The organism is Mesorhizobium newzealandense (genome assembly GCF_042682145.1).
Classification (GTDB): domain Bacteria; phylum Pseudomonadota; class Alphaproteobacteria; order Rhizobiales; family Rhizobiaceae; genus Mesorhizobium; species Mesorhizobium newzealandense.
Genome location: NZ_JBHUGZ010000005.1, coordinates 115262 through 130010, shown reverse-complemented (window position 1 = coordinate 130010; position 14749 = coordinate 115262). Strand labels below are relative to the sequence as shown.

The 14749-nt window shown below is 61.4% G+C and carries 13 protein-coding genes and 1 tRNA gene; 5 read left to right on the top strand and 9 right to left on the bottom strand.

Going from position 1 to position 14749, the window contains the following annotated elements:
• Positions 1 to 65 precede the first annotated feature (65 nt).
• From ACFSOZ_RS07805 to ACFSOZ_RS07785, 5 genes are all read right to left on the bottom strand, one after another.
• On the bottom strand, positions 66 to 3137 hold the full coding sequence (locus ACFSOZ_RS07805; RefSeq protein ID WP_379095572.1) for a DUF3987 domain-containing protein: 3072 nt from the start codon (positions 3135 to 3137) through the stop codon (positions 66 to 68).
• A gap of 459 nt (positions 3138 to 3596) precedes the next feature.
• The gene (locus tag ACFSOZ_RS07800; protein WP_379095570.1) at positions 3597 to 3803 is read right to left on the bottom strand and encodes a helix-turn-helix domain-containing protein; all 207 of its coding nucleotides are present in this window, start codon (positions 3801 to 3803) and stop codon (positions 3597 to 3599) included.
• 350 nt (positions 3804 to 4153) lie between these two features.
• Positions 4154 to 4228 (bottom strand) — tRNA-Glu (locus tag ACFSOZ_RS07795).
• A gap of 90 nt (positions 4229 to 4318) precedes the next feature.
• The gene (locus ACFSOZ_RS07790) at positions 4319 to 4726 is read right to left on the bottom strand and encodes a VOC family protein (protein ID WP_379095567.1); all 408 of its coding nucleotides are present in this window, start codon (positions 4724 to 4726) and stop codon (positions 4319 to 4321) included.
• A 30-nt stretch (positions 4727 to 4756) separates the two neighbouring features.
• A complete protein-coding gene (locus ACFSOZ_RS07785; protein ID WP_379095564.1) occupies positions 4757 to 5140 on the bottom strand; it encodes a fimbrial protein in 384 nt (127 codons plus the stop codon).
• Between the two features lie 26 nt (positions 5141 to 5166).
• Between ACFSOZ_RS07785 and ACFSOZ_RS07780 the strand changes: the two genes are divergently transcribed.
• The 3 genes from ACFSOZ_RS07780 (at position 5167) to ACFSOZ_RS07770 (ending at position 8453) form a co-directional block, all read left to right on the top strand.
• The gene (locus ACFSOZ_RS07780) at positions 5167 to 6222 is read left to right on the top strand and encodes an RluA family pseudouridine synthase (RefSeq protein WP_379095561.1); all 1056 of its coding nucleotides are present in this window, start codon (positions 5167 to 5169) and stop codon (positions 6220 to 6222) included.
• Positions 6223 to 6434: 212 nt separating this feature from the next.
• Positions 6435 to 7346, top strand: coding sequence for an RNA polymerase sigma factor RpoH (rpoH, locus tag ACFSOZ_RS07775; RefSeq protein WP_379095558.1), 912 nt, complete (start codon positions 6435 to 6437; stop codon positions 7344 to 7346).
• Positions 7347 to 7523: 177 nt separating this feature from the next.
• Positions 7524 to 8453 carry a class I SAM-dependent methyltransferase gene (locus ACFSOZ_RS07770; protein ID WP_379095556.1) on the top strand — a complete coding sequence of 310 codons (930 nt, stop codon included), beginning with the start codon at positions 7524 to 7526 and terminating at the stop codon, positions 8451 to 8453.
• A gap of 58 nt (positions 8454 to 8511) precedes the next feature.
• Here the strand turns inward: ACFSOZ_RS07770 and ACFSOZ_RS07765 are convergent, their stop codons facing one another.
• The 4 genes from ACFSOZ_RS07765 to ACFSOZ_RS07750 all read right to left on the bottom strand — a co-directional run bounded on the left by ACFSOZ_RS07765 (position 8512) and on the right by ACFSOZ_RS07750 (position 11196).
• Positions 8512 to 9402, bottom strand: coding sequence for an MBL fold metallo-hydrolase (locus ACFSOZ_RS07765; protein ID WP_379095553.1), 891 nt, complete (start codon positions 9400 to 9402; stop codon positions 8512 to 8514).
• A gap of 246 nt (positions 9403 to 9648) precedes the next feature.
• Entirely contained in the window at positions 9649 to 10308 is a 660-nt protein-coding gene (locus ACFSOZ_RS07760; RefSeq protein ID WP_379095550.1) for a peroxiredoxin, read from the bottom strand.
• 229 nt (positions 10309 to 10537) lie between these two features.
• Positions 10538 to 10903: a cell division protein ZapA gene (locus ACFSOZ_RS07755; protein ID WP_379095547.1), complete on the bottom strand. Its 366-nt coding sequence runs from the start codon at positions 10901 to 10903 to the stop codon at positions 10538 to 10540.
• A gap of 20 nt (positions 10904 to 10923) precedes the next feature.
• The gene (locus tag ACFSOZ_RS07750; protein WP_013529251.1) at positions 10924 to 11196 is read right to left on the bottom strand and encodes a DUF4164 domain-containing protein; all 273 of its coding nucleotides are present in this window, start codon (positions 11194 to 11196) and stop codon (positions 10924 to 10926) included.
• Between the two features lie 261 nt (positions 11197 to 11457).
• Between ACFSOZ_RS07750 and tkt the strand changes: the two genes are divergently transcribed.
• Together tkt and gap are read left to right on the top strand one after the other, a co-directional pair.
• On the top strand, positions 11458 to 13449 hold the full coding sequence (gene tkt, locus ACFSOZ_RS07745; protein ID WP_379095545.1) for a transketolase: 1992 nt from the start codon (positions 11458 to 11460) through the stop codon (positions 13447 to 13449).
• A 213-nt stretch (positions 13450 to 13662) separates the two neighbouring features.
• Positions 13663 to 14673 (top strand): type I glyceraldehyde-3-phosphate dehydrogenase, encoded by a 1011-nt coding sequence (gene gap / locus ACFSOZ_RS07740; RefSeq protein ID WP_379095542.1) that lies wholly within the window; start codon positions 13663 to 13665, stop codon positions 14671 to 14673.
• The last annotated feature ends 76 nt before the right edge of the window (positions 14674 to 14749 follow it).

Sequence of the window (14749 nt, the reverse complement as noted above, 5' to 3'; positions counted from 1 at the left end):
AATGGTAAAAAAGGGTCGAGATGCAAACTATCTCTTCGCGTACGCATGCCGCGTTTGCCGCGCTTTCAATTCGCATGGCCATCTCCTTCGGACATTTTGTCTGAATTGACCCACTTCCTAGCTTGCCCCGCCGCTTCGATTGCCTGCCTCCGACCCGAACGCTCCTGCTTCTCACGGGCTGCTTGGGCGTGGAACCGATGGTGGACTTTCGGATTGATGCGCCAACGCGACGGACCGTCGGCAGAACGCTCCGTCACAGCGCACCAGCCGGCCCCCTCCAGTTCAGCCATCACGGCCAGGAGTTTCCGACGATCCAAGCGGAGTTCTTTGCGAGCGTCAGAAATGGTTCGCGGCGTGACGGTCTCCAGGTCCGCCCGCGTCAGCAGATAGCCGGCGACTGCTCTAGCCTCGCTGGCCGCGACATCAGGTGCGAAAAACTCTTGGTAGAGGCGGAGACTGTGGCGAAGCAGGAACCTGGCGAAGTTCACCGCCCGGCCGACCGTTTGCACGCTGATCTCGGACCTAAAGGTGCTTCCCTCTAAAGCGAAGGCATTCTCCAACGCGTGAAAGGTTAGCGTGAGGCGTGGCAGAAAGAGGCCCCACTTATCCAGATGGCCGCGCCACGCTGCCGAGCCGCCAGGCACGCCCCTAAGCCGGCCTATCACCGTGGATGCCTCACGAAAGGCCTTCTGTGCGTCAGGGCTCATTCGCAATGGTGTCGAGAACGGGAAATCCGTGGTCGCCAATGTACGAATGGCGCGCGCGTAGGCGCCGCCAGCTTCCCGATCCGGTTCTTCATCCATAGCGTAGCGCTCGGCCTCGTCGTCGACGACAAAAAGGAAGCGCTGGAGCATGCCGTCGGCGCCAAGGTTTCGCGCGATCTCTCCCAGCTTCTGCGGTTGCGTCCCGGCTATGACCGCCATCAAGGCTCGATCCGCTCGGATCGAGCCCCCGCCAACTCGATCAACCGAAATCGGTCTACCCTCGAACAATCGCAACGCCTGGCTTCGATCGCCCTCAGCGCCCTTCTTGTATTGACCGAGAGAGCCGAAGAACCCAAGCAACTCGTCCGGCGCGCGCAGCAGCCCACGGGGGTTCTGGGAATGTACGCGAACCTGTTGTTCCAAGGTGATGTCATCGACGACGATGCGCCGGATAATAGGCTCGGGTCCGGGATCGGGGTTGTCTTTCGGCTTTTTGCGATGCGCCTGCATCGCCGCCGACCACTGGTCGTGTCGGCCCTTGCCGGCCGCGTACCATTCGGCGTCGAGGTCTCGCAGCGGCTTCTCTGCGGCACTGATCACCGGCGATTTGCCGCGGCCAGGCTCGGCGACAATTGCCGCCCATATGGCGGCCGGTTGAACAAACCCGGTGTCGAGCGCCTTGGGTTGGATGTGAAGTGAAGCACCAACGGCGGCAGATGCGACCGTCACGGCTGCCAACGCTGCAAAACTTTCGGGCGCACCCTTGCGCCGGCTTTCGCTCTGCACCCATCGTAGCAGCATTGGCGGCAGACAATCCGGGGGCAGCGTCGATAGGTCGGCGGGGTCATCCTGGGCGAAGATATCGAATGGTTCCGGGAGATCGTCCGACTGGTCTGCGACTGCCAAAGGCACGCAGTCCGATGCGACAGCCGCCCGATGGTCCGCCACAAGCGCGTCCAAATCGACGCCCCTCATGTCATGCGCGAACGCAAGACTTTTGAACGCACTGGGATCGACAGCGCCAAGAGATGCCAGATAACCGGCTTCTGCTCCAACTTTCTCAATCGGCCAGTTCGCCGGATTGTCGCCAGCCTCACTTTCGAACCACCTGACGGCTTGCACGGCGTCCCATCGTAGGCCTACTGCCTTCGCAAGCAGGGCCTGAGAAGTCGCCCATGTTGCATCTGCGGGAAACGCCGGAAACTGATCGCCGGCCAATTTCCTGCAAAGCCAAGTCAGGGCCTGGCCTTCCGTCGGGCGCCGAACCGACGGGTCAGGATCCCCGATCGCGGCAAAAGGCTGTCCGTCGCGAGAACCATATTCTGGGCTGCCTCCGAAGTAGAGGGAGCCGTCATCAGCCACCGCACCGAATTCCCGAATGAGAGAGATCGGCGTGTGGGTCCGCTCTGCCCCGTGGTCGTGAATGCCGTCCGGAAACACGGCTAAGTCTTCTTCGAGATCGCGGTCCAGATCAGCAGAGGAAATCCGCCACTCACGGTCCGCGCTAGGAGAGCAGGGGACTATCGATGGAACCCAATCCGCTCGGCGCGCCATGATCTCGCGGAGCACCGCCACCGCAGGCGGATAGGGCGCCTTTTGGTCACGGCCGATGCTGGCCGTAGACGACGTCAAGCTGAAGCCCAATGGCTTTGCGGCTTCGACGATAGCGGGGATAAGAGCGTCCAGCTTCGCGCTTTCCATGATGGGCAACGCATCAAGCCGAACGTTCGGCAATGACGATTGAACGCGCGCGCCTGATGCATGCGATCCCGATACGACAATCTGCTGACCCTTCGCCAGAAACTCGATCGCGTATTCCCGGCCAGTTGCGGTGTCGACCAACTGCAATCGTCGCTTGCCGAGCGGCTCGGCTAACTTCACCAAGATCATGCAGCTGGTCGAATTTTCGCGCCAGCGCATCGGAAGGCTATCGACCCCGAGGCAGAGCGCTTCCGCGGTCAGCCGCTTGATCGTGGCAACGAGCGCGCGACCGCGATCTGCCTCCGGACCGGTTTCTGCCGGGCTGATCTTGATGTCGATGTCGAGTGCCGCAACCGTGCCAGTTGCGAGACACATGCCGGCACCTGGCCAAGACCGCCATACAGCCACATCGTCCTCGGACGGAGTTCGGTTTGGCCAATCGGCCATTGCCTTCCATCGGCCATCCGAGAGCTCGCCCGGCACCTTGCCATCGCTTACCTTTTCGACCACCTGCTTCTCTGACCTGTCCCAGGCAGTGAAGGTGACACCTGACGGTAGGCACGGGCGGAGGAATGGCAAATAGCCGCCGGCCACCATTGCGTCCGCCGCCTCATTGAAGGGCGAATTGACCACGCTCGATGGGGCGGCGGCGGGCGGAGCAGGCTTTATTGACGCCAGGAACTGCTGGAACTTGTCAACGCCGTTGTGAGGTAGTATGTTACCAGTATCCATAATTCGACCTTCTCGTCGGCTCGCGTTTCCAGACGCGGCCGACGTTTCTGTTTTCACTTCCCAGAGGTCGATTGGTCGTCAGATAGATTGGTGGCGCTTAGGCCACTTGAGCGTGTCCCTCGGAACGGCCGGACTCGCCTGCTGCCGGGGCGTACCAACAGTACTTGTCCATCATCTGCCGGAACTCGGCTGACCCACGGAGCGCCTCGATCGCTGCTTTGACGTTGGGCCCGGTATTCGCGCGCTTCTCGGGTGGCAGGTTCAGCGGGATCTCAAAAAACATATCGCCGGGCAAGCCCTGTTCGTTGGCACCGCGAGCTACGAGCCACTGCATACCCGGTACCATGGCTTCGCCCGGCATAAGGTCCGACACAGTGACAGGCCGTAGATCGCAAAATACTGGCGGACGATCGAGAACGGTCATCCTGCCGCGGCGGCGACGTTCTGCCCGAGACGGCATCAAGCGGCACCAACGCAACGGTCGAGGAAGGCATCGGCATCGATGCGCCTGACCAAGGTTCGGCCACGAACTTTGGCCGGCACGATATCGCCGTCCTTAAACAGCTTGTAGACCGTCGAGCGGCAGACCCGAAGGTAATCCGCCGTCTCGTCGACAGTGAGGGCCGCAGACTGGGCGGCAAATTCGACCGGCTTTCGCTTGTGCACTGGTGAAGTCTCCAATCCGTCAATAGACGTTGTGTGACCGTCACTATACAACATGCTTTTTTACTTTCAACACCTTCGGTTTTGTATGTCGAAATTCAGTCTTTACTTTATTTCGACATACAGAAAATGTATGTCGGAAAATTATTGTTTTTAATCAATAGCTTCGGCGTGCGCCAGCGACCGATCCCAGGGCGTCAAAATATTTTTGCACGCGCAGCGCCCGTGTGTTCCGTCAAAGCCACGGCTAGCCCTGGCTCCGAAAGACATGAGAATCGAGAAGGAGGCACCGAGCCGCTTTCAACGAAACCGGCAACGAAACCACGGGGAGATCGGTAAGTACTTGTTTTTGTTGGTACGCCCAAGGGGAATCGAACCCCTGTTCCCGCCGTGAGAGGGCGGTGTCCTGACCGCTAGACGATGGGCGCGTTCAAGAACCGGCGATATAGGCTGACGGCTGGGAAAAAGCAACTGGGGTTCGGCCGCTTTACCGCATCGCGGAAAAACCGATGGCAGGCTTACCGTTTCGGCTCGATCAGATCCCAGAGATTGCCGTGCAGATCGGCGAAAACCGCCACCGTGCCATAGGGCTCGAAGCGCGGCGCCTCGCGGAATTCGACGCCTTTCTCCAGCATCGCCGCATGGTCGCGGGCAAAGTCGTCGGTTTCGAGGAACAGGAAGACACGGCCGCCGGTCTGGTTGCCGATGCTTTTCCGTTGTGCCTCGTCCAAAGCCTCGGCCAGAAGCAACATGGCGCCCCGCCCGTTGGCCGGCGCCACCGTGACCCAGCGTTTGCCGCCGCCGAGATCGACATCCTCGACGAGCAGGAAGCCCAGCCGCTCGACATACCAGGCAATCGCCTCGTCATAGCTGGCGACGACCAGCGCGACGGTCGCGACACGACGATGCTCGGCAAACCCGGTCATCCCTGAGACCTGTTCATTGGTTGCTGCCGCTCATTTGTTGCGGATTGCAAAACGGCCGATCAGGCGGCGTTCGGCGATGTCGTAGACGAAGATCGTGCGGCTGCCGTCGGCAAGCTCGGCGTCGATGGAGACACGATTGCCGGACAGCGACTGGCTGACCACCTTGGCGCCGACCGGCAGCACGATGTCGCCGCTGACCGGCTCGCCGGCCGGCACCTGGATGTCACCGGCCAGCGGCGGGTTCGCCGGCGGTGCGTTGCGCGCTTTGTAGACAAGGGCGCCGATCACCACCATAAGGGCGAGGAACAGCAGGCCGAGATTGATCCCGACGAAGCGGACGAGTTTCCTGCGCACCTTTTCGACGTCGGGGTCGAGCGGTTTCTCCTGGTCTTCCTCGGCGATTGGGCTGGCCATGGCAAATAGTCCGGAACGGTTTTTCAATGAGCGCTCATAGCGAAGAGGCCCCTGAATTGATAGAGGACCAATTCATCGCGGCCGCACCCACCGTGCTGGTGGCGGGCGCGGATGCGGCCGGTCAGCGCCTCGACCAGTGGCTGGCGGCGAGCCTTGGCCCGGACATGTCGCGCAGCCGTGTGCAGATGCTGATCCGGCAGGGCGCGGTCTCGGTCGACGGCAAGCCCGTCGACGAAACCAAACGCAAGATGACGCCGGGCGAAAGCGTCTCGATGACCATGCCGGAGCCGGAGCCGGCTGAGCCGCAGGGCGAGAACATCGCGCTTGATGTGCTCCATGAGGATGACGAACTGATCGTCATCAACAAGCCGGCGGGCCTTGTCGTGCATCCCGGCGCCGGCAACTGGACCGGCACGCTGGTCAACGCGCTGATCCATCATTGCGGCGACAGCCTTTCCGGCATCGGCGGCGTGCGCCGGCCGGGCATCGTTCACCGCCTCGACAAGGAGACCAGCGGCGTCATGGTGGTCGCCAAGACCGACCGCGCCCACAAGTCGCTGTCCGAAGCCTTCGCCGATCACGGCCTGACCGGCGATCTCGAACGCGCCTATCTGGCTTTGGTCTGGGGCATACCGCAGAGGCCGACGGGAACGGTCGACGCACCGCTCGGCCGCGCCGCCGACCGCGTGCGCCGCGCGGTGGTCCCGGAAGGGCGCGACGACGCCCGCCATGCCGTCACCCACTTCGCCGTGCGGGAGCGCTTCGGCGTCGAGCAGCAGGAGTTCGCCACGGCCAGCCTGGTCGAATGCCGGCTCGAGACCGGCCGCACCCACCAGATCCGCGTCCACATGGCGCATATCGGCCATCCGGTGATCGGCGACCCCGACTATGGCCAAGCTTTCCGCACCAAGGCCAACCGGCTGCCCGAACCGCTGAAAGGCCAGGTCAAGGCATTTTCCCGGCAAGCTTTGCATGCCTGGCTCCTTGCATTTCGCCACCCGGCTACCCATTTAACGATGCGGTTCGAGGCGCCGTTACCGGGGGACATGGAGGAACTCGTCGGCGGCTTTCGCAAGCTCTGAACCGGTCACCAACAAGCTTCAAGCTAGCCATCAAAAAACCTGACTGGCATTGTTCACTTCAGCGTGACACACTGTTTCGTGTTGAACAAACGCCTGTCTTTTCTGGTTTTGTTCCTGTATAAGATTTGATGTCGCGGGCGAGCCTTTTGGTGCTCGCGTCACATGCCCGCCGCGTTTCGGGGGCATCACTCCAATAGAGAGGGGGCGCTATCATGGCCCAGTCACTACCCAGTATCGTTTCCGGCGAAGGCGGCCTCAGCCGCTACCTGGAAGAAATCCGCCGCTTTCCCATGCTGCAGCCGCAGGAAGAGTACATGCTCGCCAAGCGCTATGCCGAGCATGAGGACACCTCCGCCGCGCACAAGCTCGTCACCAGCCACCTCAGGCTCGTCGCTAAGATCGCCATGGGCTATCGCGGCTATGGCTTGCCGATCGGCGAAGTGATCTCGGAAGGCAATGTCGGCCTCATGCAGGCCGTGAAGAAATTCGAACCCGAGCGTGGCTTCCGCCTCGCGACCTACGCCATGTGGTGGATCAAGGCCTCGATCCAGGAGTACATCCTGCGCTCGTGGAGCCTGGTCAAGATGGGCACGACCGCCAATCAGAAGCGCCTGTTCTTCAACCTGCGCAAGGTGAAGGGCAAGATCCAGGCGCTCGACGACGGCGACCTCAAGCCCGACCAGATCGCCGAGATCGCCACAAGGCTGAACGTTTCCGAAGCCGAAGTGGTGTCGATGAACCGCCGCCTGTCGGGCGACGCCTCGCTCAACGCCCCGATCCGGGCAAGCGAAGGCGAATCCGGCGAATGGCAGGACTGGCTGGTCGACGACCACGAAAGCCAGGAAGAGATGCTGATCGAGCAGGACGAGCTGGAAAACCGGCGCGGCATGCTGTCGGGCGCTCTTGCCGTGCTCAACGAGCGCGAGCGGCGCATCTTCGAGGCCCGTCGCCTCGCCGAGGAGCCGCTGACGCTGGAAGAGTTGTCGGCCGAGTTCGACATCAGCCGCGAGCGCGTGCGCCAGATCGAGGTGCGCGCCTTCGAGAAGGTGCAGGACGCGGTCAAGGCCGCCGCCAAGCGCCAGACCCAGGCGCTGCGCACCATCGAGGTCCACCCGGCGGGGTAAGGCCAGCTTCGGCAACGAAACACAACGGCGGCGTCAGGAAACTGGCGCCGCATCAGGCCGGTCTGCCGGGCACGAAACCCTGCGAGTTGGACGCTCGCGATACCGGCCTTGGCGCGTTACCGGCCTTCCTTGTGACAGTGAGCGCCCCTATAAGCACCATCATGGATGGAGCTTATCATGCGTTTTGCTATCGATTCGGTTAGGCAACTTCTCGGATCGTTGGTCGTGATTGGCTGGTCTGAAACAGGAAAGCCGGTTCTAGTGGTCAATGGCATCGAGCACCAAGGTGCGTCGGTTCCCATGCCCCGCCCGGACGTCGTCGATGTGTTTGGTGAATCGGCCGGAGAATGGGGCTGGATGGCCATTTTTCATGTGCCGGAACCCATCGACCTCGCAGATGGTACTGTCGTCGCGATAAGGGACGGCAAGCAACTCCATATCGTTGAAATCACGACGGTTCCGCTCGAGCAGCAAATGCAGGCGTCATCCATTTTTGTTGATTTCAGGCAGATCATTCGGGACGCCCAGGAAGGTCAAGCAATTCTGGAAATCGGAAGCCGCGCCCGAAGTGGAATTTCACGGCGCGATATGTTCGTGCCCAAACTGAAATATGTTGGGCTGGATATCATGGCTGGCCCAAACGTCGATGTTGTCGGCGATGCTCACAATCTGCCGGTGGAATTGAACAATCGATTCGATTTTGCTTTTTCTGCCTCGACCTTCGAACATTTGCTAATGCCTTGGAAGGCGGCACTGGAACTGAATCGGGCGCTCAAGCCAGGTGGCATCGCCTATATCCAAAGCCACCAGACCTGGCCGATTCACGAGGAGCCGTGGGACTTCTTCCGATTCTCCAAATATGCTTGGACCGGACTGTTTAATGTCCACACCGGATTCGAAATGGTTCGCGCCGATCATTGGCACAACGCCTCTGTTGTTCCCGACTTTCCTGTCGACGCGCTCAAGGGATTGGGAGATCAGCCGGCCTTTATGTTGAGCGCGTGCATTGTTCGCAAGATTGGCGATCCCTTGGTCATCTGGGCAGGCAATCCCGCTGAAATTGCCGACCTGAACTACGACCACGCGCTGCCAGTCACCGCGGTGTAAGCGGCAGCATCGAGCCGGTACCGTCACGCAGATCAACTGCGGCAGAAACAAAACAGGATTAGCGCCAATGCGGCGACCCAAAAGTGTCGAGCGGAAACTTTAGATACCGCCGGCCATTGGCTTCCGGGTCCGGCAGCCGTCCGCCATTCATGTTGACCTGCAACGCATGCAGGATCAGCCTCGGCATCGGCAGTGTCCTGTCGCGGGTTTCACGCAGGGCGACGAAATCAGCCTCGGTGCGCGCGGCAACGAGGTGGATGTTGCCGGCTTTCTGCTCGGCGATCGTGCTTTCCCACAACGGCTCGCGCCCACCAGCCTGATAGTCATGGCCGACGAAAACGCGCGTCTCGTCCGGCAACGCCACAATGTCCTGGATCGAGTGCCACAGCCGCGCAGCGCTGCCGCCGGGAAAGTCCGTCCTCGCCGTGCCGCTGTCAGGCATGAACAGCGTATCGTGGACGAAGGCGGCATCACCGATCACATAGGTGATCGAGGCCAGCGTGTGGCCAGGTGAGAACAGCACCTTGACCGGAAGGGTGCCGACCCGGAAGGTCTCGCCTTCGCCAAACAGCCTGTCCCACTGCGAACCGTCGGCGGGAAATTCCGGCCAGTTGTAGATCGCCTTCCACAGTTTCTGGACGTCGACGATCCTGTCGCCGATCGCCGTAGGCGCTCCGGTCTTCTGCTTCAGGTAATGTGCCGCCGAGAAATGATCGGCGTGCGGATGGGTATCGAGGATCCACTCGATGCTCAGCCCCTGCTCGCTGACAAAGTCGAGCAAGGCATCGGCATTCCCGGTCGCCGTGGCGCCGGACTTCTCGTCGAAGTCGAGGATCGGATCGATGATGGCGCATCGCTTCGTCGCCGAGTCGGCTACGACATACTGGATAGCCCCAGTCGGCTTGTCGTAGAAGCCGCTGACCTGCGGCCTGGCCAAAGCTACGTCCAATTTCGGTTCCCCAACCCTTGATGCATGTCGCCCAAAGTGGCCCCGGTTTTGGAGAGCGACATGCATAGAAACAAAGACCTAAAGTGCGTCGCCTGAACCCGTTCAAACGCGGCGCACTTTGGTCGGCAGGAATGATTTTCTCTACCGGCACCCGAGAAGAGCATGGTTGTCCGCTCGGGTGACCCAGTCAAGTATCATTTCGCTCGCAACAGCGAGAAAGCCAAAAACCGTTCCGAAGGGTCGCGGTCAGGCGGACGGCTGCTTGGTCTTCCTGAGATAGGGCAGGATGGTCTCGTAAGCGCCAAAACGCTTGATTGCATCCTCGTTGGAAACGGCGGCGGTGATGATGACATCCTCGCCCTGCTTCCAGTTCGCCGGCGTCGCCACCTGGTGCTTGGCGGTCAGTTGCATGGAATCGACCGCGCGCAGGATCTCGTCGAAGTTGCGGCCCGTGGTCATCGGGTAGGTAAGCACCAGCTTGATCTTCTTGTCCGGCCCGATGACATAGACCGACCGCACCGTGGCGTTGTCGGCGGGCGTGCGGCCCTCCGACGTCTCGCCGGCGCCACCCGGCAGCATGTCGTAGAGCTTGGCGACCTTGAGGTCCTTGTCGCCGATCAGCGGATAGTTCACCGAATGGCCGGTCGCCGTCTTGATGTCGTCCTGCCATTTGCCGTGGCTTTCGACCGGATCGACCGAAATGCCGATGATCTTGACGTTGCGCTTTTTGAAATCGCCCTCCAACCCGGCCATCGTGCCAAGCTCGGTCGTGCAGACCGGGGTGAAATTCTTCGGATGGCTGAACAGGATCGCCCAGCCGTCACCGATCCATTCATGGAACTTGATCGTCCCCTGCGTTGTCTCGGCGGTGAAGTCCGGCGCGATGTCGTTGATACGAAGGCTCATGGCACATCTCCCCTGTAACAAATCTCGCCAGCAGGGAGGACGGGAGGCGGCAAATCACGCCGCCATCGAGGCGTCCACGCTCCGGCATGGCCGCATCTTAGCGCAAAAATCGTGACCGCGAGATAATATGAAACTCTTTGTCGGCGGCAGAACGAGTATTTTTGTGCTGTCGACGGGCAACGCTAGCGCATGCGAGCTTTTGGGATGGACAGAAACGCTGCGTGCCGCCTCAGGCCTTGTCGACCGCCAGCGTCGCCGTCAGGTCTTCCATCCGCTGCGCCAGCGCGCCAAGCGCATTGGTCAGCACGCCGTCGTTCTTGTCGGCCTTGGTCAGCGCATCGTCGCGGGTCTTGCGCAAGGTCAGCACTTCGCTTTCCATTCCCTTGACGCGCTTCTGCAGTTCCGAGAGTTCGTCCATCACCATGATGCCGGCCATGACGGTGAGCCGCTGGTCGCCGATCTCGCCAAATGAGTCCTTCAGATGCAAGACATAGCGGTCGAAGCGTTCGGCAAGATCGATCAGATGCTCTTCCTGGCCTTCGTCGCAGGCCATCCGATATTGCTTGCCGTCGATGGAAACCGTGACTTGTGCCATGAGCCTACCTGTCCAGCCCCCTATCTGTCCAACACAGCGCGGATGGTTTCCATGGCGGTCACCAGCCGTCGCGATACTTCCTTGTTGGCGTCTTCCAGCCTTTCGGCGCGCGCTTCGGAATTGTCGAGTTCCTGCGCCAGCCGGGAGCGGTCGGCATTCATCCGCTGCACCTCGGCCTCGGCTTCCGAGTAATCGCGTTCGTGCTCGAGCTTGGCAGCGACGGCATTTTCCAGCCCCTCGATGGCCTTGCCCAGCCTCGCGATGACTTCCTTGAGTGTGGCTTCCCCGGTCATGGCCTTCGTCCTGTGCCCTGCCCATCACCGAATCGTTCGCGTTCAGAACGCGTTATCCGCGAAACATTAGGCACCGGGTGAAGGCAACGTCAACAAAGCTCTCGCGACTGTCCCCTGCTAACGCTAATGTAGGCCCGCCGCCGGCTTCACAAGACCGGCAAATGCGCACCGATTTGTTGACTAAAACCCCGCGCCTGCTATGTGTCGCGCACCCTTTTCAAGGCTCTCCCAAGCCCCCAAACCCCCAATTCTGGAGGAACCATGACGTCGCGTGAACAACATGACCGGATGGCCAATGCGATCCGCTTTCTCTCCATGGACGCTGTCGAAAAGGCTCAATCCGGCCATCCAGGCCTGCCCATGGGCTGCGCCGACATCGCCACGGTGCTGTTCACGCGCTTCCTGAAATATGATCCCAAGACCCCGCACTGGGCCGACCGCGACCGCTTCATCCTGTCGGCCGGCCATGGCTCGATGCTGCTCTATTCGCTGCTGCATCTGACCGGCTATGAAGACATGACCATCGACCAGATCAAGCATTTCCGCCAGTTGGGCTCGAAGACGGCCGGCCACCCTGAATATGGTCACGCCACCGGCATCGAGACGACGACCGGCCCGCTCGGCCAGGGCCTCGCCAATTCGGTTGGCTTCGCGCTCGGCGAGCGCATCATGAACGCCGCCTTCGGCAACGACCTCGTCAATCACTACACCTATGTGCTGGCCGGCGACGGCTGCCTGATGGAAGGCGTCAGCCAGGAAGCCATCGCGCTTGCCGGCCACCTCAAGCTCAACAAGCTGATCGTCTTCTGGGACAACAACAACATCTCGATCGATGGCCCGGTGTCGCTCGCCGACAACACCGACCAGGTCGCCCGCTTCCAGGCTTCCGGCTGGAACGCCAGCCACATCGACGGCACGGATCCCGAAGCGATTGCCTATGCCATCGAAGCCGCCCGCCATTCCGACAAGCCGACGATGATCGCCTGCAAGACGACCATCGGCTTCGGCGCGCCGACCAAGGCCGGCACCAACAAGGCGCACGGCTCGCCGCTCGGTGCCGACGAGATCGCCGGTGCGCGAAAGTTCTTCAACTGGGAGTCGCCGCCCTTCGAGATTCCAGCCGACATCCTCGACGCCTGGCGCACCGCCGGCAAGGCCGGCGTCAAGGCACGCGCCGACTGGGAAGGCCGCCTCGCCAAGGCCGATGCTAACCTGAAGGCTGAGTTCGAGCGCCGCCTCAGTGGCAAGCTGCCGTCCAACTTCGATGCCGTCATTGCCGACTACAAGAAGAAGCTCTCGGCCGACAAGCCGAAGGTCGCCACCCGCAAATCGTCCGAGATGGCGCTCGAAGTCATCAACGGCGCCGTGCCCGAGACCATCGGCGGCTCCGCCGACCTGACCGGCTCCAACAACACCAAGACCAGCCAGACCAAGAACATCACGCCAGACGACTACGGCCAGCGCTATGTCCACTATGGCATCCGCGAGCATGGCATGGCCGCCGCGATCAACGGCTTGACGCTGCATGGCGGTCTCATCGCCTATGGCGGCACCTTCATGTGCTTCTCCGACTATGCCCGTCCGTCGATGCGGCTTGCCTCGCTGATGGGCATCCGTTCGATCTTCGTGATGACCCATGATTCCATCGGTCTGGGCGAAGACGGTCCGACCCACCAGCCGGTCGAGCATATGGCCGCCCTTCGCGCCATCCCCAACCACAATGTCTTCCGTCCGGCCGATGCGGTGGAAACCGCCGAGTGCTGGCAGATCGCTCTCGAGTCGGAAACAACGCCTTCGACGCTGGCGCTGACCCGCCAGAACCTGCCGACAGTGCGCACCGAATTCGTCGCCAAGAACCTGAGCAGCCAGGGCGGTTACGAACTGGCCGCCGCCAGCGGCGAGGCCGCGGTGACGATCTTCGCCACCGGTTCCGAGGTCGAGATCGCGCTCGCCGCCCGCGAATTGCTGGAAAAGCATGGTCATCCGACCCGCGTCGTGTCGATGCCTTGCTTCGAACTGTTCGACAAGCAGAGCGACGACTACCGCAAGAAAACGATCGGCAACGCGCCGGTGAAGATGGCGATCGAAGCCGGCATCCGCCAGGGCTGGGATCATCTCATCGGCTCCGATGGCATCTTTATCGGCATGACCGGCTTCGGCGCCAGCGGCACCATCGAGCAACTCTATCCGCATTTCGGCATCACCGCCGATGCAGCCGCGAAGGCAGCGGAAGCACGCCTGCACGGCAAGTAAGGCCCATGCATGTTGCCCAAAAGCGTATCGCGGTTTTGGGAGAACGACATGCATGAAACAAGAATGCTCCGGCGAAACCGCATAAGGCGATTTCGCCGGACTGGCCCAACCTAATCGATTTAAATCCACGTCGCTGCGGCTGGATTCTTTCCGCTTCCGCCGCTATGAAGCAGCGGACCCATCGTCTGGCCCCCAGCTCCCAGGGAGAGAAAAATGACCGTCAGAGTTGCCATCAACGGATTCGGCCGCATCGGCCGCAACATCCTGCGCGCCATCCATGAATCCGGCCGCAAGGACATCGACGTCGTCGCGGTGAACGATCTCGGCCCGGTCGAGACCAACGCCCATCTCTTGCGCTACGACAGCGTGCATGGCCGCTTCCCGCACGAAGTCTCTGTATCCGGCGACCAGATCACCGTCGGCAAGGAAACGTTCAAGGTCACAGCGATCAAGGACCCGACCCAGCTGCCGTGGAAGGAACTGGGCATCGACATCGCGCTCGAATGCACCGGCATCTTCACCGCCCGCGACAAGGCCGCCGCCCACCTGACCGCCGGCGCCAAGCGCGTCATCGTCTCGGCTCCGGCCGAAGGCGCCGACCTCACCGTCGTCTACGGCATCAACCACGACAAGCTGACCAAGGACCACATCGTCATCTCGAACGCGTCGTGCACCACCAACTGCCTGGCGCCGCTGGCTGCCGTGTTGCACGAGACGGTCGGCATCGAAAAGGGCATGATGACGACGATCCATTCCTACACCGGCGACCAGCCGACGCTGGACACCATGCACAAGGATCTCTACCGCGCCCGCGCCGCAGCACTTTCGCAGATCCCGACCTCGACCGGTGCCGCCAAGGCGATCGGCCTGGTGTTGCCCGACCTCAAGGGCAAGCTCGACGGCATCTCGATCCGCGTGCCGACCCCAAATGTCTCGGTCGTCGATTTCAAGTTCATTGCCAAGCGGTCGACCACCGTCCAGGAGATCAACGACGCGGTCATCGCCGCTTCCAACGGCAAGCTGAAGGGCATTCTCGGCGTCACCCATCACCCGAACGTCTCGATCGACTTCAACCACGATCCGCGGTCCTCGATCATGGCGCTCGACCAGACCAAGGTGATGGACGGCAACTTCGTTTCAGTGCTGTCCTGGTACGACAATGAATGGGGTTTCTCCAACCGCATGTCCGACACTGCAGTCGCCTTCGGCAAGACCATCGCCTGATCGCAACGCTTTCTTTTCGAGATCTGAAACGCCTGGCTTTGTCCGGGCGTTTTTCATGAGAGCGTCGTGCGCCTTC